This is a genomic window from Pseudomonas sp. KBN10P06128 (assembly GCF_037574945.1).
Lineage (GTDB): Bacteria > Pseudomonadota > Gammaproteobacteria > Pseudomonadales > Pseudomonadaceae > Pseudomonas > Pseudomonas aeruginosa.
The window spans coordinates 3015964-3034834 of the sequence record NZ_JBBELR010000001.1 but is presented as its reverse complement, the minus strand read 5'-3'; the positions used below and the strand labels follow the sequence as shown (position 1 = coordinate 3034834).

Genomic DNA, 18871 nt, shown 5'->3' with positions numbered 1-18871 from the left:
AGGAAGGCGACGATGAAATTCCTCACTCCCGAGCAGATGGAAAAGCCGCGCAAGCGCCGCCTGCGCAAGAAACTGCGCCTGGGCGAGTTCCAGGAGTTCGGTTTCAGCTTCGAACTGACCTACGACCGTAGCGCCCTCTCCTACGACGATGCGCTGGACCATCTGATCGACTTCGTCGAGGCCCAGGGCTGGGTGTTCGGCGGTGGCGGCTCGCCGGAACAGGCGGAGATCAGCGGCTACCTGTGCCTGGCGCGGGTCGGCAGCCTGGACGAGGCGGACCGGGAAAGCGCCCGCCTGTGGCTGGAAGCCCAACCCTGGTGCAAGACCTTCGAGGTCGGCCCGTTGAGCGACTGCTGGCACAACTTCTTCGAGTGAAACCGGCGCCAGCAGGCGCGAAGCTGCGACCTACACCCGGATCAGGCGCGGTTCATGCCCCGTGTGGGCGAGAAAGGCCAACAGGTCTGCGTAGCGAATGCACTCGGTGGCGGTATTCACCAACGGGTGGAAACCGAGCAACTGGTCCTGGCGAATGGCATCGTCGAGCAACACCTCGACCCTGTGCTGCGGATCGTTGACCAGCGCGAAAGGCGTCACGCAGCCCAGTTCGACGCCGAGGTATTCGCGCAGGCGCTCGACCGAGGCGAACGACAGGCGGCTTTCGCCGATCTGTTCGGCGATGCCCGGCAGGTCGGCCTCCTTGCGCTCGTCGAGCAGCACCAGGTAGTGGCGAGTGCCCTTGCGGTTGCGCAGGAACAGGTTCTTGATGCCCTGGTCGGGCAGTTCGATGCCCTGCGCGTAATATTCCTCGATGGAGGCGATGGCCGGATGCTCGACCTGCTGGCTGTCGATGGCCAGCTCGCGGAGCAACGCCAGAAGCGCCTGCTCGTCCATTTTCGCACTCATGGGACGCGCGCCCTCAGGTGAACTGCGAACCGGAACGGCGCACGAACTTGATCGACCACTTGAAGTTCGGCTTGCGCGTCACGCTGATCGGGCGCCGGGTCACGGTATCGATGGTGATGTTCCAGAACCCGGTGCTGGGCACCTTGATCTTCGCCGGGAAGCGGTCGAAGGCGCCGCCATGGTAGCTATGCCGCCCGCCATTCTTGAAACTGCGGAAATTGGCGTCGTTCATCAGGCGGATATTGCATTGCTGCGAACACTCGATGACCACGATGTCGTCTTCGTTGAGGTGTTCGCGCTGGTGGACGAATTTCATGGAACGGTTCCGTTGCTGCGGTGGAGCGGAGCGCAACGATAGCACGTCGGCGCCGGCCATACCGCCTCAAGACGGGCAATGGTAGGATGCGCGCCCCATGCGTAGCCAAGACCTCCACCAGCGCCTCGCCGATCTCGGCGCCAAGCCCCTGCATTGCGGGAGGATCGTCCGCGCCTGGCTGCAGGGCCGCGCCCTCGATGCCTGCACCGCCCGCCAGCGGGCCGAGGACTTCCTGCCGCTGGGCGTACGCCATGGTCTGCCCCAGGTAGCCGCGGAACTGGAAGGCATCGCCCGCCTGCACAGCGAGCATCCGGCGAGCGACGGCTCGTCGCGCCTGCTGGTGGAACTGGCCGACCGACAGATGGTGGAAAGCGTGCTGCTGCCGCGCGGTGGGCTGTGCGTCTCGACCCAGGTCGGCTGCGCGGTCGGCTGCGTGTTCTGCATGACCGGCCGCAGCGGCCTGCTGCGCCAGGTCGGCAGCCTGGAGATGGTCGCCCAGGTGGTCCTGGCGCGGCGTCGGCGAGCGGTGAAGAAAGTGGTGTTCATGGGCATGGGCGAGCCGGCGCATAACCTCGACAACGTCCTCGAAGCCATCGACCTGCTCGGCACCGATGGCGGCATCGGCCACAAGAACCTGGTGTTCTCCACCGTCGGCGATCCCCGCGTGTTCGAGCGCCTGCCCCGGCAACGGGTGAAGCCCGCCCTCGCCCTGTCCCTGCACAGCACCCGCGCCGAACTGCGCCGGCAACTGTTGCCCAAGGCGCCGCCGCTGAGCCCGGAAGAACTGGTGGAAGCTGGCGAGGCCTACGCCCGCCGGGTCGACTATCCGATCCAGTACCAATGGACCCTGCTCGAAGGGATCAACGACAGCCTGGAGGAAATGGACGGCATCCTGCGCCTGCTCAAGGGCCGCTTCGCGGTGATGAACCTGATCCCCTACAACAGCATGGACGGCGACGCCTACCGGCGCCCGAGCGGGGAGCGGATCGTCGAGCTGGTGCGCTACCTGCACAGCCGCGGCGTGCTGACCAAGGTGCGCAACTCGGCCGGCCAGGACATCGACGGCGGCTGCGGGCAACTGCGCGCCAGGGCCACGCAGGGCACGGCGGAACGGCGCATCCCCGCCCGCCAGGCCTGAAGCCACCCTCCTCCCGCCAAGGGTCTAGACTCTCAGGGCAGGTATGGAAAAGGGAGGACCACCGATGGGTATCGAGACGGAAGAACCGAACCAGAAGCCGCCGACCTTCTGGCAGATGCTGCATAGCGTGATGGCTGCCGCCTTCGGCGTACAGAGCGGGCGAAACCGCGCCCGCGACTTCAGCCACGGCAAGCCCGTGCACTTCATCATGCTGGGCCTGCTCTTCACCCTGGTGTTCGTGCTGTTGCTGGCCGGGATCGTGAAACTGGTGCTGAGCCTCAGCGGCCTGTGACCTCTGCGCCGCCGAGGCGGGCTTTCACTGGTGGCTGACCCAGAACACCGCGGTAGCCACCACCAGCAGGATCAGGACGAAGGCCGCGCGGGCGTCGACCACGCTGTCGCGGTTTTCCTGGGTTTTGCTCGGCTCGCTCATGACTCCCCCTGTTTCTTGTGGGTATCGGGACGAAGACATCGAAAGGCACTCTCCAGTTAAGACCAGCGCCGCCCATCGCTCAAGAAAGGCGCCGTTGCGAAGCGGTTATGCTTGCCTGGCGACTTAGTCTTTTTGGTTCTTACCATATACTCAAACATCACTTTTACGCATAAATATGAACTGGTATCGTGCGCCCACTCCGCGTGGAGCGCGTAGCCGTGCGCGCTGGTTAACGCAGTAAGCCGCATAGCCTGACAGCAGGAATATTCATGTACGTATACGACGAGTACGACCAACGGATCGTCGAGGACCGCGTCAAGCAGTTCCGCGACCAGACCCGCCGTTACCTGGCGGGTGAATTGACCGGTGAGGAGTTCCGCCCGCTGCGCCTGCAGAACGGTCTCTACATCCAGCGCTATGCCCCGATGCTGCGCATCGCCGTTCCCTATGGCCTGCTCTCCTCGCGCCAACTGCGCAAGCTGGCGCAGATCGCCCGCGACTACGACAAGGGCTACGCCCACATCAGCACCCGGCAGAACGTGCAGTTCAACTGGCCGGAGCTGGAAGACGTGCCGGAAATCCTCGCCGAACTGGCCACCGTGCAGATGCACGCGATCCAGACCAGCGGCAACTGCATCCGCAACACCACCACCGACCAGTTCGCCGGCGTCGCCCGCGACGAACTGGTGGACCCGCGCCCCTGGTGCGAGATCATCCGCCAATGGTCGACCTTCCACCCCGAGTTCGCCCACCTGCCGCGCAAGTTCAAGATCGCGGTGAACGGCGCGGTGAGCGACCGTGCCGCCATCGAGGTGCACGACATCGGCCTGGAGGCGGTGAAGAACGAGGCCGGCCAGCTCGGCTTCCGCGTCTCGGTCGGCGGCGGCCTGGGCCGGACCCCGATCGTCGGCAGCTTCATCAATGAATTCCTGCCCTGGCAGCACCTGCTCGGCTACCTGGATGCCATCCTGCGCGTCTACAACCGCTATGGCCGGCGCGACAACAAGTACAAGGCGCGGATCAAGATCCTGGTCAAGGCGCTGACCCCGGAAGTCTTCGCCGAACGCGTCGAGGCCGAATGGGCCAACCTCAAGGACGGACCGAGCACCCTCACCGAGGCGGAAGTCCAGCGCGTCGCCGCGCATTTCGTCGATCCGGCCTACAAGGCCCTCGACGACCTCGATGAATCCCTCGCCCGGCTCGACGCGGAGCACCCCGGCTTCGCCCGCTGGCGCGCACGCAACACCTTCGCCCACAAGAAGCCCGGCTACGTCGCCGTGACGCTCTCGCTGAAGCCCACCGGCACCGCGCCGGGAGACGTCACCGACAAGCAACTGGACGCCATCGCCGATCTCGCCGACCGCTACAGCTTCGGCGAGGTACGCAACAGCCATAACCAGAACATCATCCTCGCCGACGTCGAGCAGGGCGAACTCTTCGCCCTCTGGGGCGAACTCCGCGAACTGGGCTTCGCCACCCCCAACGTCGGCCTGCTGACCGACATCATCTGCTGCCCGGGCGGCGACTTCTGCTCCCTGGCCAACGCCAAGTCGATCCCGATCGCCGAAGCCATCCAGCGCCGCTTCGACAATCTCGACTATCTATTCGACATCGGCGACATCGACCTGAACATCTCCGGTTGCATGAACGCCTGCGGCCATCACCATGTCGGCCACATCGGCATCCTCGGGGTCGACAAGAAAGGCGCGGAGTTCTACCAGGTCTCCCTCGGCGGCAGCTCGGCGCGCGACGCCAGCCTCGGGCAGATCCTCGGCCCGTCCTTCGCCCAGGAGCAGATGGCCGACGTGATCGACAAGATCATCCAGGTCTACGTGGAACGCCGGACCGAGGAAGAACCCTTCATCGACACCTTCCGCCGTATCGGTATCGACCCGTTCAAGGAGCGCGTATATGCAGCGAATCATTAAGGACCGCCAGGTGGTCGACGACCGCTGGCACTTGCTGCCCAAGGACGCGACCCTGGAAAGCGTACCCAACAGCGACGACGTGATCATCCCGCTGGCCCTGTGGCTCGAGCACGGCCCGGCCCTGCGCGGCCGCGACGGCGGCCTGGGGGTCTGGCTGGACGCGGACGAGGAGCCGGAAAGCATCGCCGGCGACCTCGACAGGTTCCAGGTGATCGCGGTGAACTTCCCCGCCTTTACCGATGGCCGCGGCTTCAGCAGCGCGCGCCTGCTGCGCGAGCGCTACGGCTACAAGGGCGAGATCCGCGCGATCGGCGACGTGCTGCGCGACCAGTTGTTCTTCATGCGCCGCTGCGGCTTCGACGCCTATGCCATCCGTGCCGACCGCAGCCCGGAAGACGCCCTGGCCAGCCTGGACGACTTCAGCGAGGTCTACCAGACCTCGGTGGAGCAGCCTCTACCGCTGTTCCGCCGCCGCGGCTGACCCCCGCCCTGACGGAAAAGCCCCGCAGCCGCGGGGCTTTTTCGTTCCCGAGGCCACGGACGCCTCAGGCCGCCCGCACGCTGTCCCAGGCCACCTGCGCCAGCAGTTCGCGACAGTCGGCCAACGCCACCCGGGTTCGCCCGGCCAGCCACTGGCGGGCAAGGTCGTGGGCCGGGCCGATCACCACCGAAGCAAAGCAGTCGTCCGGCATCTCGCGGAACAGGCCCTCGGCCCGATATCCCGCCAGCGCCGCATGGATCCGCGCGAAGTGCGCCTGGTTGTCGGCCCGCAGGCGCTCGCCCAACTCCCCCGCCTCCACTCGCCCGCGGCTGTGCAGGATGAAGCGTGCCCAGTCGGGATTCGCCACGACCCAGTCGATATAGCTGGTGACCAGCAACCTGACCATTTCCTCGGCGCTGCGCGCCCTGGCGAAGCCGGCTTCGAGCAACGCCGCGTACTGGCCGATCCCGGCCAGGTACAGTTCGCCATGGATGCGTTCCTTGTTGCCGAAATGGTGGTAGAGGCTGCCGATGCTCGCTCCGGAACGGTCGCGGATCATCTCGATGGTGGTGGCGTCTACGCCATGCTCGCTGAAGCAGGCCAGGGCGGCCTGGAGAATCTCGTCTTTGCGGGAAGAACGGCCCATGTCGGTCCTTGTCGATAATCGTCGAAACGCTGACTAGAATATTTTTCTAGAATAAATTTCTAACCTTCGTATACTGCCCCGGTGCGCACACATCTTCAATCCTGAAACGCCCGGAGTTTTCCATGAGTCAGATGATGCAGATGTACCAGCAGGTCGGCCCGGCTCAGTTCAGCGCCATGATCGGCCAGTTCGCACCCTATTTCGCCAGCATCGCCCCGCAGTTCGTCGAACTGCGTCCCGGCTATGCCGAAGTCACCTTCCCCAAGCGCCGCGAGGTGCTGAACCATATCGGCACGGTGCATGCCATCGCCCTGTGCAATGCCGCCGAACTGGCCGCCGGGACCATGACCGACGCCTCGATTCCCGCCGGCCATCGCTGGATTCCGCGCGGCATGACCGTCGAGTACCTGGCCAAGGCCACTGGCGACGTGCGCGCAGTGGCCGACGGCAGCCAGATCGACTGGCAAGCCACCGGCAACCTGGTGGTGCCGGTGGTCGCCTATGTCGACGACAAGCCGGTATTCCGCGCCGAGATCACCATGTACGTCAGCCAGGCCTGACCGCCAGGGCGCCCCGGCCGTGCTTTCGGCCGGCTGGAGGCGCCCTGGCGACCAGCCCTATTCTCGAAGCCGCGAACAGACCACGGAGACCGGCATGAACCCTCCGCAACCACGCCTCATCGATAACGGCAACGGCCATCCACTGGCCAGCCATTGGTACCGGCCTGCCGGGGAGCCGCGCGGCTATCTCCTGATCGTCCCGGCGATGGGCGTGGAACAGCGGTTCTACGCGCCCTTCGCCGCCTGGCTGGCAGAGCGCGGCTACCTGGCCATCACCTTCGACTACCTGGGCATGGGGCAATCGCGCAACGGCTCGCTGCGCGGTCTCGAGGTCGATGTGCTGGGTTGGGCCCGTCATGACTGCAGCGCCATGCTCGCCGCCGCGCTCGCCGAGAGCGGGAGCAAGCCCCTGTACTGGATCGGCCATAGCCTGGGCGGCCAGATCCTGCCCTTCGTCGAAGGGCGCGAGCGTATCGAGAGGGTCTTCAGCATCGCCAGCGGCAGTGGCTACTGGAAGGAAAACAGCCCGCGGTTGCGCAACAAGGTCTGGTTGTTCTGGTACCTCGTCGCGCCCCTGCTGACGCCGCTGCTCGGCTATTTTCCCGGGCGCCGCCTGGGCATGGTCGGCGACCTGCCGCGCGGGGTGATCGAACAATGGCGACGCTGGTGCCTGCATCCGCAGTACGCCCTCGCGGATGGCGAGGCTATCCGCCGCGCCTTCTCCGCCGTACGCACGCCCATCGTGTCGCTGTCGTTCACCGACGATGAAATGATGTCCCGACGCAGCATCGAGTCGCTGCTGGGCTTCTACCGCGAAGCGCCGAAAACCGCCTGGCGCATCGCTCCCGAGGAAATCGGCGCCCGCCACATCGGCCATTTCGGCTTCTTCCGGCCGCAGTTCGCCGAATCGCTATGGGCGGGCTACCTGTTGCCGGAGCTGGGCTCCGGCAACGCCCTCAGCCGAGGTTGACCAGCACCCGGCCGACCAGCTTGCCGGCGAGGATCTGGTTGATCGCCCCCGGCAGCTCTTCGAGGGCGATCTCGCGCGCCACCTCTTCGAGGTTGTCGAGCTTCCATTGCAGCGACAGCTTGTCCCACATGGATGCCTTGACCACCAGCGGCAGCTCCACCGAGTCCACCCCGAGCAGGTTGACCCCGCGCAGGATGAACGGCAGCACCGAGGCCTTGAAGCCGGCGCCGGCGGTCAGGCCGCAGCAGGCGACGCTGCCGCCGTACTGCAACGACTTGACCACGTTGAAGAGGATGTCGCCGCCGACGGTGTCCACCGCGCCGGCCCACTGTTCCTTGAGCAACGGCTTGTCGACGCCATCGGCCACGGTGGCGCGATCGAGGATCTGCTTGGCCCCCAGGCGGTTGAGGAACTCGGCCTGCTCCAGCTTGCCGGTGGCGGCCGCCACGGTGTAGCCGAGCTTGGCCAGCAGTTCCACGGCGATACTGCCGACCCCGCCGCTGGCGCCGGTGACCAGCACCGAGCCATGGTCGGGGCGCAGGCCGCTGCGCTCCAGCTTTTCGACGCAGAGCGCCGCGGTCAGGCCGGCGGTGCCGAGGATCATCGCCTCGCGCAGGCTCAGGCCTTGCGGGCGCTTGATCACCCAGGCCGCGGGCACGCGGATGTACTGGCCGAAACCGCCGGCGGTGTTCATGCCCAGGTCGTAGCCGGTGACGATCACCTCGTCACCGGCCGCGAACTCGGCCACCGAGGACTCGGCGACCACACCGGCGGCATCGATGCCGGGGGTATGCGGGTACTTGCGGGTCACCCCGCGGTTGCCGCTGGCGGACAGCGCATCCTTGTAGTTCAGCGAGGAATACTGCACGCGGATCAGTACGTCGCCCGCCGGCAGGTCGCCGGTATCGCGCTCGACCACCTGCGTTTCGTAAACGCCGTGGGGCGCTTCCGTCACCCACAACGCCTTGAATACAGCCATTTCGACCTCCTCTCGTGAAAACCCTGAAGACAGCGTGTTCGTCCCTGTCGGCGCCGGCCTATTGCCAGAACTTCTGCTGGTTGAGCCGCCCCCACCAGGTCACCAGCACGCGGTCGATAACCACGCTGGCGGCCAGGCCGACGCGTTCCTGCAGGCTCTTGCGCTCGACGAATTGCACCTGGTAGACATCGCGCTCCCTGGCCTGCTCGGCCAGGTACTCGTCGCTGGTCTTGAGTTCGTCCACCAGCAGCTTGCCCAGTGCGGCCTGGCCCAGCCAGACCTCGCCGGTGGCGATCTCGTCCATGTTCAGTTGCGGCCGGTAGTGGGCCACGAAGTTCTTGAACAGTTCGTGGGTCACCTCCAGGTCCTCCTGGAACTTTTCCCGGCCCTTCTCGGTGTTCTCGCCGAATACCGTCAGCGTACGCTTGTATTCGCCGGCGGTAAGCACCTCGAAGTCAATATCGTGCTTCTTCAACAGCCGGTGGACGTTGGGCAACTGCGCCACCACGCCGATCGAGCCGAGGATGGCGAAGGGCGCGGAAAGGATCCGATCGCCGATGCAGGCCATCATGTAGCCGCCGCTGGCCGCCACCTTGTCGACGCACACGGTCAGCGGCACGCCGGCCTGGCGGATGCGCGCCAGTTGCGAGGCCGCCAGGCCATAGCCATGGACCATGCCACCGCCGCTTTCCAGGCGCAGCACCACCTCGTCGTCCTTGCCCGCCATGCTCAGCACCGCAGTCACTTCGTGGCGCAGTTGCTCGGTAGCCGAGGCCTTGATGTCGCCGTCGAAATCGAGCACGTAGACCCGCGACTTCTGTTCAGGATGTTTCTTCGCCTGCTTCGCCGCCTTGCTCTCCTCCTTGCGCAAGGCCTTGAGGCTGGCCTTGTCGAGGACGCTGTGGCGGACCCGCTCGCGCAGGTCCTTGTAGAAATCGTTGAGTTTCTGCACGTCGAGGTGCCCGCCTGCGCCGCGCCGGCCGCGGCCGCGCAGGGCGACGATCACCACCAGCACCACGATGATCGCCGCCAGCACGGTCACGGTCCTGGCCAGAAAGCCCGCATATTCGGCAATGAACTCCACACAACCCCCTCTCTACTGTTGACGCACCCGTCTACGGGCGACACGATTGCGCAAGCATACCCAGGCCACCGACGGGCGGCCAGCGATGCCACTGCCTGGAGAGCCTTTGCAGGGCGCGCCCGGAGCAGCCGATAAAGGCAGCGAATGACATTCAAACAAGCGTATGTTTTTTCGTTGACAGCCCTGGGTGATCCTCATACCCTCGCGGAACTTTCACCCGCCGAGGTCCGCCCGTGGGCAGCATCTACCTGATTCGACATGGCCAGGCGTCGTTCGGTGCCGACGACTACGACGTGCTGTCGCCGACCGGCATCCGCCAGGCGGAAATCCTCGGCGACCACCTGCTGAACCTCGGCGTCCGTTTCGACCGCGTCCTCAGCGGCGGCTTGCGCCGCCAGCAGCACACCGCCCGCGCCGCCCTCGAACGCCTGGAGTCCTCCGGGCTGGCCACGCCGGAGCTGGAAGTCGATCCGGCGTTCAACGAATTCGAAGCCGACGCGGTGATCCGCGCGCACCTGCCGGACCTGCTCGAGGAGCAGCCGGAAGCCCTGCACATCCTTCGCCATGCGGCCGAGCATCGGGCCGAGTTCCAGCGCCTGTTCTCCACCATCATCGCGCGCTGGGTTTCCGGCAACCATGAGAAAGATGGGCTGGAAAGCTGGCAGGAATTCCTCGATAAGGTCCATGACGGTCTTCGTCGTCTGCTGGCGCAGGCCAGCGGCAAGGACAGGGTCGCCGTGTTCACCTCCGGCGGTACCATCACCGCCCTGCTCCAACTGATCGTCGGCGTTCCGCCGCTCAAGGCCTTCGAGCTGAACTGGCAGATCGTCAATACCTCGCTGACTCGCCTGAAATTCCGCGGCGAGGAAGTGTCCCTGGCTTCCTTCAACAGTCACGTGCACCTGGAACTGTTGAAGGCGCCGGAACTCATCACCTATCGATGAGCCGGCCTACCGCGACCGTTCCGGTCGCCGAAAAAACCCTAGAAGAAAGGAATAGAACCCATGACCACCGTTGCTGACATCGTCTCCACCATGAAAAGCAAGTTCAACGCCAGCGCGGCCGCCGGCCTGGATCTGGTGTTCCAGTTCAACATCGAAGACGGCGACAACCACTACCTGGTCGTCAAGGACGGTACCTGCGAAGTGGTACAGGGCGACGCCGAGAACCCCAATGTCACCCTGATCATGGACAGCGAAACCCTGAAGGGCATCACCAGCGGCGAGACCGACGGCATGCAGGCCTTCATGGCCGGCAAGCTGCGCGCCGAAGGCGACATGATGCTGGCGATGAAGCTGGGCGAACTGTTCCCGGTCTGACCGTTTCCGGCGCCATGCCAGAAGGAAAACCGGAGTCCCTCGCGGCTCCGGTTTTTTTCGTCCGGCATTCCTCCAGGCCGACGATCAGGGACCGTGATGGAGCGGCAACACGCTTGCCCATAACGCCCGGCGGCGGCTTGTGAGGGCCGGGACAGGGCATTAGATTAGCCAATTATCGCCGGCCACCATCATTGCGCAGCCTGATGCGCGCACCGGCTCCCGCGGCTCCGCCGTGGCACCACGAGAAGGGAACCCCATGTCGCTGACCGACCAATCCACTCGCATCCGCGCCGGCGAAGAACTCGACGCCGCCGTCATCGACCCGTACCTGAAAGCCCATATCCCCGGCCTCGAAGGCACCCCGAAGATCAGCCAGTTCCCCGGTGGCGCGTCCAACCTGACCTACCTGATCGAGTATCCGCGCCAGGAGTTCGTCCTGCGTCGCCCGCCATTCGGCCACAAGGCCAAGTCGGCCCACGACATGGGCCGCGAATACCGCATCCTGAACCAGTTGAACGCAGGCTTCCCCTACTGCCCGAAAGCCTACCTCTACTGCACCGACGAGTCGGTGATCGGCGCCGAGTTCTACGTCATGGAACGGGTCAAGGGCATCATCCTGCGCGCCGAACTGCCGCCTGAGCTGAATCTCGACGAACAACAGACCCGCAGCCTGTGCAAGAGCTTCATCGACAAGTTCGTCGAACTGCACAACGTCGACTACGCCGCCTGCGGACTGGCCGACCTGGGCCGCCCGGACGGCTACGTGCAGCGCCAGATCGCCGGCTGGACCGACCGCTACGAGAAGGCCCTGACCCCCGACGCGCCGCTCTGGGAACCGGTCAAGGCCTGGCTCAAGGACAAGCAGCCGGCCGATCACCACAAGCCGGGCATCGTGCACAACGACTACCGCTTCGACAACGTGATCCTCGACCCGGACAACCCGATGCAGATCATCGGCGTGCTGGACTGGGAACTGGCCACCCTCGGCGATCCGCTGATGGACCTCGGCAATACCCTCGCCTACTGGGTGGAAGCCGGCGACCCGGCTCCGGTGCAGCTGACCCGCCGCCAGCCCAGCCACCTGCCGGGCATGCTGACCCGCCGGGAGTTCGCCGACTACTACGCCGAGCGAGCCGGGATCCCACCGATCGACAACCTGGACTTCTACTACACCTATGGCCTGTTCCGTCTTGCCGGCATCGTCCAGCAGATCTACTACCGCTACTACCACGGGCAGACCCAGGACAAGCGTTTCGCCCAGTTCGTGCAGATGAACAAGCTGCTGGAGCAGATGAGCCTGCAGGCCATCGAGCGCTCCCGCCTGTAACCGACCACTACAAGGGGATAGCCCATGTCCAAGACCCACCTGTTCGACCTCGACGGCAAGATCGCCTTCGTTTCCGGCGCCAGCCGCGGCATCGGCGAGGCGATAGCCAAGCTGCTGGCCCAGCAAGGCGCTCACGTGATCGTCTCGAGCCGCAAGATCGATGGCTGCCAGGCGGTCGCCGACGCGATCACCGCGGAGGGCGGCAAGGCCACCGCGATCGCCTGCCACATCGGCGAGATGGAGCAGATCCAGAACGTCTTCGCACAGATCCGCGAGCAGTTCGGCCGCCTCGACATCCTGGTCAACAACGCCGCCACCAACCCGCAGTTCTGCAACGTACTGGAAACCGACCTCGGCGCCTTCCAGAAGACCGTCGACGTCAACATCCGCGGCTACTACTTCATGTCCATCGAGGGCGGCAAGCTGATGAAGGAACACGGCGGCGGCAGCATCATCAACGTGGCCTCGATCAACGGCGTATCGCCCGGCGAGTTCCAGGGCATCTACTCGGTGACCAAGGCCGCCGTGATCAGCATGACCAAGGTCTTCGCCAAGGAATGCGCGCAGTTCGGCATCCGCTGCAACGCCCTCCTGCCAGGGTTGACCGACACCAAGTTCGCTTCGGCGCTGGTGAAGAACGACGCGATCCGCAACCTCGCCCTGCAGCGCATCCCGCTCAAGCGCGTGGCCGAGCCGAGCGAAATGGCAGGCGCCGTGCTCTACCTGGCTAGCGAAGCGTCCAGCTACACCACCGGCGTGGCGCTGAACGTCGACGGCGGCTTCCTTTCCTGACGGAACGGCGAACGCGCGAAGAGGGAGCCAGGGCTCCCTCTTTTCATTTCAGGATTGCCAATGCCTCGCACCAGCGCGGGACAGGCGCCCCACGGCTATTCACCTGCGTTCTCGGGTAGCCGGACGAGTACCCCCATAGGTGTTACCCGCCGCCTCCACTTCAGTTGCCGACCCGCCAGCCACCGTTCACCGACACCACCGTTCCGGTGACGAACCCCGCCTCGGGCGAGGCCAGCCAGGCCACCGCCGCGGCGATGTCCTCGACCCGGCCGGTCCTGCCCAGCGGGGTCTCGCCGACGATGGCGGCGACCCGTTGCGGATCGAGGCCGCCGGGAAAGAACCGGGTGTCGGCGATGTAACCCGGCGCCACGCTGTTCACCGTGATCCCGCGCGAACCGAGTTCCCGCGCCAGGGCCACGCCGAAGCCATGCAGGCCGGCCTTGGCTGCCGCATAGCCCAGCGCACCGGGACTGCCGCTACCGGTCTGCGCAGCGATCGATCCGATATGGATGATCCGCCCGCCCTCTTCCGCGAAATGCGGCAACACCGCCAGCGACATGAGGAACGCGCTTTTCAGGTTGCCGTCCAGCAGCGCATCCCATTCCCGCTCGGCCTCAGCCAGCGGAGTGGTGGCGGCGATCTTTCGGGTGAACCCGGCGTTGTTCACCAGCACGTCGAGCCCCTGGAAGGTGTCGCCAACCCAGGCGGCCACCGCCTCGACAGCTTCGCGGCGGGAAAGATCGGCGGCCATCCAGGGCACGCCGCCCAACTCGGCGGCGGCGCATTGCAGGCGCTGGGAATCACGGGCCACCAGGGCGATCCGATAACCCTGTTGCCGAAGGCGCCGGGCGATGGCCAGGCCGATGCCCGACGAGCCGCCGGTGACCAGGGCGGTACGGGGGATTGGAGAATGAGTGTGCATGACGGGCTTCCTCTGTAATGGATGGAACGCCTCGTCTGGCCAGAGCGAGCGTACGGATAGATTCTCGACGGATTCGCCGCGATATATCCAATACTGTCTTTCTTAACTCACCATATCCGGGAGATATCGCAATGGCCGACTTGCGCCAGTTCCGCCAGTTCGTCGCGGTTGCCGAGGAGCTGAGCTTCCGCCGCGCCGCTGAGCGCCTGCACATGGCCCAGCCACCGCTGACCACCGCGATCCGGCGGCTGGAAGAAGAAGTCGGCGCCAGCCTGCTGGAGCGTGACAACCGTATCCACCGCCTGACGCCGGCGGGCCGCGCGTTCCTCGACGAAGCCCGGCGCACCCTGACCCAGGCCGAACGCACCCTGGCGGCCGCGCGCAGCGCCGCCAGCGGACGCAGAACGTTGCGCCTGGCGTTCGTCGACAGCACCATCAATATTCTGCTACCGCGCATACTCCAGGCGTTCCGCCAACAGCATGGCGCGCTGGACTTCCAGCTCCAGGAAGACACCACCGCAGGGCAACTGGAGGCGTTGCGCGAAGACCGCATCGATGCCGGCCTGATCGTTCTGCCGGTCGACTGCCAGCCCGGCCTGTACACACATCTACTGGTGGACGGCGACATGCGCGTGGCATTGCCCGAAGGGCATCGGCTGGCACGCCATGCACGCCTGCGCCTGGAACAACTGGCCGGAGAACCCTGGCTGCTGTTCCCAAGGCACTATGGGCCGGGCATGCACGACCTGATCGTCGCCGCCTGCGCGGCAGCCGGCTTCGTCCCGGAGGTAGTGCAGGAGGCGCGGCAGATGCAGACCATCGCCGGGCTGGTGGCCGGCGGCATCGGCGTCGCGCTAGTGCCTTCGCTGCTACAACCGTTGCGCCCGCCGGGGGTCACCTTTCGTCCCCTGCAAGGGCGGCGGGCGCGAATTCCCTACCGGCTGGCGTTGGCCTACCGCACGCCGTCGGACCTCATCGAACGCTTTCGCGAAACCGCCCAGACGATCGCCGCCGCCCCGGCTTTTCGCATGGCCTAGCGCCAGTCCCTGAGCGCCTCCTCGGCCGCCAGGTTCATCGGCTCGGCAAGCAGCCCGGCGACGCCGTAGTTCACCGCGAACACCGCCTTGTCCGCCATCGGCAGGAAAGTCACCCGCCCCGCCAGCGGCTCGAACAGGAACAGGTCGTGCTCGCCGGCCCGCAGCCAGCGCCAGAGATCGACCCCCAGCGGACTCTGCGACAAGCCCAGGCGGCGGCCCCGGGACTGCTGTTCGAGGGCCAGGAAGCGGCCGCTGAGCGCGTCGAGGCGATAGCCCGGCGCCAGACCGATCAACGCGGCCAGCCCCTTCCAGCGGAAAATCCGCGCGTCCAGTTGCCAGAGTTCGCCGTCCAGCACCACGCTGCGCTCGTTGGCGCCCTCCTGGATCAGCACCCGGTAGCGCTGCGGCCCTTCGGCCTGGAAGCTCAGGGTGGCCATCGGCTGCTCGGGCTTGAGCAGCGAATAGCTGCGCAGGTCCCAGGCGAGCACCAGCAGCAGCGCCGCCACGGCGACGAAGGCCAAGCCGCAGGTGCCGCGCAGCCAGCCGAGGAACCAGGTGCGTTCGAAGAGGATGCGCACCGCAACCAGGGCGGCCAGCAAGGCCAGTAACGCGAATGCCCAGGCCAGACCGTCGTACTGCATGCAAGCGATTCCTTCTGCGTGAAATTGCGGGCATTATGCGCACCCCTCCTCCCGACGGCCAGCGAGGCCGTTTCCCGATTGGAAGCAGGTCCGGTTTTTCATGCCTTTCGAACTCGCGATAGACCCCAGCACCCTGATCATCCTGGCCGTGGTGGCCTTTCTCGCCGGCTTCATCGACGCCATCGCCGGCGGCGGCGGCCTGTTGACCATCCCTGCGCTGCTCACCGCCGGGGTCCCGCCGCACCTGGCGCTGGGTACCAACAAGCTGAGCTCGACCTTCGGTGCGGCGACCGCCAGCTACACCTTCTACCGGCGCAAGCTGTTCCATCCCGGGAAGTGGCGCAACGCTCTGCTCGCCACCGCGATCGGCGCCGCCATAGGCGCCTGGGCGGCTCACCTGCTGCCCGCCGAGTGGCTGAACCGGATGCTCCCGGTGGTGGTATTCACCTGCGGCCTCTACATGCTCTTCGGCGGCACGCCGAAGGCGCCGCTGGACGCCGATGCGCCGGTCGGACGCAAGCGCCAGTGGCCGCAGGGCCTCGCCCTGGGCTTCTACGACGGCGTGGCGGGACCGGGCACCGGAGCGTTCTGGACCGTCAGCTCGCTGCTCATGTACCCGCTGGACCTGGTCCGCGCCAGCGGTGTGGCGCGGAGCATGAACTTCGTCAGCAACATAGTGGCGCTGGCGGTGTTCGTCGCCTCCGGCCAGGTGATCTGGTTGCTCGGCCTGTGCATGGGTGCGTCGCTGATGGTCGGCGCCTATTTCGGCGCGCGCACCGCCATCGGCGGTGGGGCGAAGTTCATTCGCCCGGTGTTCATCCTGGTGGTCCTGGCGCTGACCGCGCGGCTAGCCTGGCAGCACTGGTTCAGCGGCGCCTGAGCGGCGCGCCAGGTACAGGTCGATCAAGTGCCGGGCGATCGAGCGCTGCGCCGGTAGCGGCGGCAAGGCATCGAGGGAGAACCACTGGGCGTCCTCGATCTCGTCTTCCTGCGGGACGATCTCGCCGGACACGTACTCGGCGTGGAAACCGAGCATCAGCGAATGCGGGAACGGCCAGTTCTGGCTGCCGATGTATTCGAGATTGGCGACCTCCACCCCGACCTCTTCGCGCACCTCGCGGACCACGCACTGCTCCACCGACTCGCCGGCCTCGACGAAGCCGGCCAGGGTACTGTAGACCCCCGGCACGAAGCGCGGCGAACGCGCCAGCAACACCTCGTCGCCCCGGGTCACCAGGACGATCATGCTCGGCGACAGGCGCGGGTACTGGTGCAGCCCGCACTGCGGACACTGCATCACCCGCTCGTGGTCCTGCGCCTGCATGCGTGTGCCGCAGTTGCCGCAGAACCGGTTGTGACGTGCCCAGATGCCGATCTGGCTGGCATAGCCGAGCATGCAGAACTGATCGAAATCGCCGTGCAGCATGAACTGCCGCAACGGCGCCCAGGCCATGCCCGGCAGCTCGATCGGCTCGTCCAGTTCCAGCACGTAGACCGGCTCGCCCTGCCAATGGCCGACCCCATGTTCGGCGAGCAGCGGGAGTTCCTGGCGCTTCAGCCATTCGCGGGGGAACAGCAGGCCGTTATCGTCCTGGAGGAAGCGCTGCTGACAGTGCGCGAGCACCCAGCCGCCGACCTGGGCGGTAGCCGGCCGACCTGCCTGCCAGCGGGACTCGCCGACCATCAGGCGGCCACCGGCAGTCCGAGCGCCTTGACGCTGGCGCTGGCCAGGTCGAGGACATCCGGCTGGCCCTGCGGACGCAGCACGGCACCGCCCTCGAGATAGTATTCGAGACTGGTCAGGGCGTCGGCGAGGGTTTCCAGCATCTGTTCCGAAGGCATCTGCGCGGTCTCGATCATGCGCTGCTGGATGTAGTCGGCGCAGCCGCCGACCAGCAGCGCGGCGCGCTCCTGACCGAGGAACCAGAGACCGCCCCGGACCGCCTGCAGGCTGGCCGGGACGTTGGCCAGGTTGAGCTTGTCGCCATTGGATTCCAGGTACGCGGTGATCGCACGCTTGGCCAGGGCCAGGCCGGCCTTGGCCTCCTCGATCACCACGATGCGCGCCTCGGCCAACTGGTGCACGGCGAACGCATCGGCTTCCTGCCCGGGCTCCGCCGGAGTCGGCCGGGTGATGCGGCGCTCGCCGCGCTCGAGGTTGCCGACCATGCTTTCCACGTAGAGCACCGCATCGGCCAGGCGCAGCAACGCCGGCGGCGAATCGGCGACACCGCTGGCAGCCCAGGCGGCCACGGTGGGTAGCTGGGTCTGCAGGGCGGTGCCGGCCGAGTTCAGGCCGACCATGCCGAGGGTCTTGCTCAGCTTGCCCAGTTGCGCATGCAGGTTGGTCAGGCTGTCCGGCTGGGCCACGCCGCGCTCGATCAGGTCGAGCATGTCCTTGACCCCGGCGAGTTCCTCGCGGATCGCCGTGGACAGCGAACGCATCACCGACTGGCCGGGGCCGGACAGGCGCTGCGATTCCTCTTCCAGCAGGTGGTCGGTGAACGGCAGCGGCGCCAGCCCATGCAGTTCGCGGACCTCGCGCGAACGCGGGCCCTGGCCGTCGGACAGCGCCACCAGGTAGAGCAGTTCCTTGAGCAGATGGCGCGGCGCCTCATAGGCCGGGCCGATCAGCAATTGCTTGAGCTCGCGGTCGATGCGCGAGAACAATTGCTTGCGCGACTTGCGCGGCAACAGTTGGCCATCGACGATCGACTCGATCGCCGCGGCGCCGATCCAGCACAACCGCGAACGGGCCACCCCGCCGTGCAGGCTGTCGAGGCGCGCCAGCGCGCGACCCATCAGCTTGAGGCTGGGATAGAGGTTCTGTTCGCGGATCAGGCCGAGCAGGCCGATCTGGTACATGTGGCGCATCCGCCGGCTTTCCTCGCCCAGTTCGGCTTCGGAAGGCAGGTGGTCGATGGCAGTGCTCGGCGGCCGCGGGATATCCAGGCGGGCGCTGAAGAAGAAGCTTTCCGGCAGCGCCGGCTGCCCTGCGGCACAGCGCACTTCGTTGATCGCCGGCAAGAGCAACTCGGGGATCTCCTGGCGATTGGCCTCGACGTTCTCCAGGTAGCGGCGCAGCACGTACAGGGCGTTGCCCAGGGCTGCCAGCTGGCCGTCGCGCTCCTCGCTGACGCCGGTGGGAATGTCGGTCGCCAGCTGCAGGGCTTCCTGGGCCAGCAGCTCGGCGCCGGCCAGCTCGATCAGGTTGAGGGTGCCGCGGATCTGTTGCAGGCATTCGACGGCGTGCTGCAGCAGGCTGCCGTTCTGCCGCTCGGCAATGAACTGCTCAAGACCCTGTTCGGCCTGTTCCATGGTGGCGAACAACTCGTCGCGCACCAGACTGAGGGACGTGGCTCCTGTGACCATCGGCCTAGTGCGCCTCCCGCGCA

22 protein-coding genes are annotated in these 18871 nt (G+C 66.2%); 13 read left to right on the top strand and 9 right to left on the bottom strand.

The genetic code is table 11. The features are described from left to right. Positions 1 to 12: 12 nt before the first annotated feature. Positions 13 to 375: a YggL 50S ribosome-binding family protein gene (locus VQ065_RS14470; protein WP_003088023.1), complete on the top strand. Its 363-nt coding sequence runs from the start codon at positions 13 to 15 to the stop codon at positions 373 to 375. Positions 376 to 405: 30 nt separating this feature from the next. On the opposite strand, the gene VQ065_RS14465 is transcribed toward VQ065_RS14470, so the two are convergent. Together VQ065_RS14465 and VQ065_RS14460 are read right to left on the bottom strand one after the other, a co-directional pair. After that, a complete protein-coding gene (locus VQ065_RS14465; protein WP_023098679.1) occupies positions 406 to 903 on the bottom strand; it encodes a prolyl-tRNA synthetase associated domain-containing protein in 498 nt (165 codons plus the stop codon). A gap of 13 nt (positions 904 to 916) precedes the next feature. Then, positions 917 to 1279, bottom strand: coding sequence for a DUF1883 domain-containing protein (locus VQ065_RS14460; protein WP_003122824.1), 363 nt, complete (start codon positions 1277 to 1279; stop codon positions 917 to 919). 37 nt (positions 1280 to 1316) lie between these two features. Between VQ065_RS14460 and VQ065_RS14455 the strand changes: the two genes are divergently transcribed. From VQ065_RS14455 to VQ065_RS14440, 4 genes are all read left to right on the top strand, one after another. After that, complete coding sequence (locus tag VQ065_RS14455) at positions 1317 to 2357, top strand: RNA methyltransferase (protein WP_003088017.1); 1041 nt, start codon at positions 1317 to 1319, stop codon at positions 2355 to 2357. Between the two features lie 64 nt (positions 2358 to 2421). Continuing rightward, positions 2422 to 2649 (top strand): DUF2970 domain-containing protein, encoded by a 228-nt coding sequence (locus tag VQ065_RS14450; protein ID WP_003088007.1) that lies wholly within the window; start codon positions 2422 to 2424, stop codon positions 2647 to 2649. Between the two features lie 410 nt (positions 2650 to 3059). Further along, entirely contained in the window at positions 3060 to 4718 is a 1659-nt protein-coding gene (locus VQ065_RS14445) for a nitrite/sulfite reductase (protein ID WP_003088004.1), read from the top strand. Beyond that, positions 4702 to 5199 (top strand): DUF934 domain-containing protein, encoded by a 498-nt coding sequence (locus VQ065_RS14440; protein ID WP_003088003.1) that lies wholly within the window; start codon positions 4702 to 4704, stop codon positions 5197 to 5199. The genes VQ065_RS14445 and VQ065_RS14440 overlap by 17 nt, the downstream gene beginning before the upstream one ends. 64 nt (positions 5200 to 5263) lie before the next feature. Here the strand turns inward: VQ065_RS14440 and VQ065_RS14435 are convergent, their stop codons facing one another. Continuing rightward, the gene (locus tag VQ065_RS14435; protein WP_003088002.1) at positions 5264 to 5845 is read right to left on the bottom strand and encodes a TetR/AcrR family transcriptional regulator; all 582 of its coding nucleotides are present in this window, start codon (positions 5843 to 5845) and stop codon (positions 5264 to 5266) included. 122 nt (positions 5846 to 5967) lie between these two features. Between VQ065_RS14435 and VQ065_RS14430 the strand changes: the two genes are divergently transcribed. Continuing rightward, a complete protein-coding gene (locus VQ065_RS14430) occupies positions 5968 to 6405 on the top strand; it encodes a hotdog fold domain-containing protein (protein ID WP_003098177.1) in 438 nt (145 codons plus the stop codon). A 94-nt stretch (positions 6406 to 6499) separates the two neighbouring features. Continuing rightward, a complete protein-coding gene (locus tag VQ065_RS14425; protein ID WP_003087999.1) occupies positions 6500 to 7375 on the top strand; it encodes an alpha/beta hydrolase family protein in 876 nt (291 codons plus the stop codon). Here the strand turns inward: VQ065_RS14425 and VQ065_RS14420 are convergent. Further along, a complete protein-coding gene (locus VQ065_RS14420) occupies positions 7362 to 8354 on the bottom strand; it encodes a YhdH/YhfP family quinone oxidoreductase (RefSeq protein ID WP_003087998.1) in 993 nt (330 codons plus the stop codon). The genes VQ065_RS14425 and VQ065_RS14420 overlap by 14 nt on opposite strands. A gap of 58 nt (positions 8355 to 8412) precedes the next feature. After that, positions 8413 to 9438: a protease SohB gene (sohB, locus tag VQ065_RS14415; protein ID WP_003087997.1), complete on the bottom strand. Its 1026-nt coding sequence runs from the start codon at positions 9436 to 9438 to the stop codon at positions 8413 to 8415. Between the two features lie 233 nt (positions 9439 to 9671). On the opposite strand from sohB, the gene VQ065_RS14410 reads away from it, so the two are divergent. From VQ065_RS14410 to VQ065_RS14395, 4 genes are all read left to right on the top strand, one after another. After that, entirely contained in the window at positions 9672 to 10382 is a 711-nt protein-coding gene (locus VQ065_RS14410) for a histidine phosphatase family protein (protein ID WP_003087996.1), read from the top strand. Positions 10383 to 10442: 60 nt separating this feature from the next. Next, positions 10443 to 10757, top strand: coding sequence for an SCP2 sterol-binding domain-containing protein (locus VQ065_RS14405; protein WP_003087993.1), 315 nt, complete (start codon positions 10443 to 10445; stop codon positions 10755 to 10757). 256 nt (positions 10758 to 11013) lie between these two features. Continuing rightward, positions 11014 to 12084, top strand: coding sequence for a phosphotransferase family protein (locus VQ065_RS14400; protein ID WP_003087989.1), 1071 nt, complete (start codon positions 11014 to 11016; stop codon positions 12082 to 12084). A 24-nt stretch (positions 12085 to 12108) separates the two neighbouring features. Then, positions 12109 to 12876 (top strand): SDR family oxidoreductase, encoded by a 768-nt coding sequence (locus tag VQ065_RS14395; RefSeq protein WP_003087987.1) that lies wholly within the window; start codon positions 12109 to 12111, stop codon positions 12874 to 12876. A 160-nt stretch (positions 12877 to 13036) separates the two neighbouring features. On the opposite strand, the gene VQ065_RS14390 is transcribed toward VQ065_RS14395, so the two are convergent. Then, complete coding sequence (locus tag VQ065_RS14390; protein ID WP_003087985.1) at positions 13037 to 13798, bottom strand: SDR family NAD(P)-dependent oxidoreductase; 762 nt, start codon at positions 13796 to 13798, stop codon at positions 13037 to 13039. 131 nt (positions 13799 to 13929) lie between these two features. Here VQ065_RS14390 and VQ065_RS14385 point away from each other — a divergent pair, with 131 nt between their 5' ends. After that, positions 13930 to 14835: a LysR family transcriptional regulator gene (locus tag VQ065_RS14385; protein WP_003087983.1), complete on the top strand. Its 906-nt coding sequence runs from the start codon at positions 13930 to 13932 to the stop codon at positions 14833 to 14835. On the opposite strand, the gene VQ065_RS14380 is transcribed toward VQ065_RS14385, so the two are convergent. Further along, complete coding sequence (locus VQ065_RS14380; RefSeq protein WP_003087981.1) at positions 14832 to 15476, bottom strand: hypothetical protein; 645 nt, start codon at positions 15474 to 15476, stop codon at positions 14832 to 14834. The genes VQ065_RS14385 and VQ065_RS14380 overlap by 4 nt on opposite strands. Before the next feature lie 100 nt (positions 15477 to 15576). On the opposite strand from VQ065_RS14380, the gene VQ065_RS14375 reads away from it, so the two are divergent. Further along, entirely contained in the window at positions 15577 to 16356 is a 780-nt protein-coding gene (locus VQ065_RS14375) for a TSUP family transporter (RefSeq protein WP_003087979.1), read from the top strand. Here the strand turns inward: VQ065_RS14375 and nudC are convergent. Continuing rightward, positions 16324 to 17160: an NAD(+) diphosphatase gene (nudC, locus tag VQ065_RS14370; RefSeq protein WP_003087976.1), complete on the bottom strand. Its 837-nt coding sequence runs from the start codon at positions 17158 to 17160 to the stop codon at positions 16324 to 16326. The genes VQ065_RS14375 and nudC overlap by 33 nt on opposite strands. Then, a complete protein-coding gene (gene fimL / locus VQ065_RS14365; protein ID WP_003087974.1) occupies positions 17160 to 18848 on the bottom strand; it encodes a type IV pilus/biofilm regulator FimL in 1689 nt (562 codons plus the stop codon). Before fimL ends, nudC begins: the two co-directional genes overlap by 1 nt. Positions 18849 to 18871 lie beyond the last annotated feature (23 nt).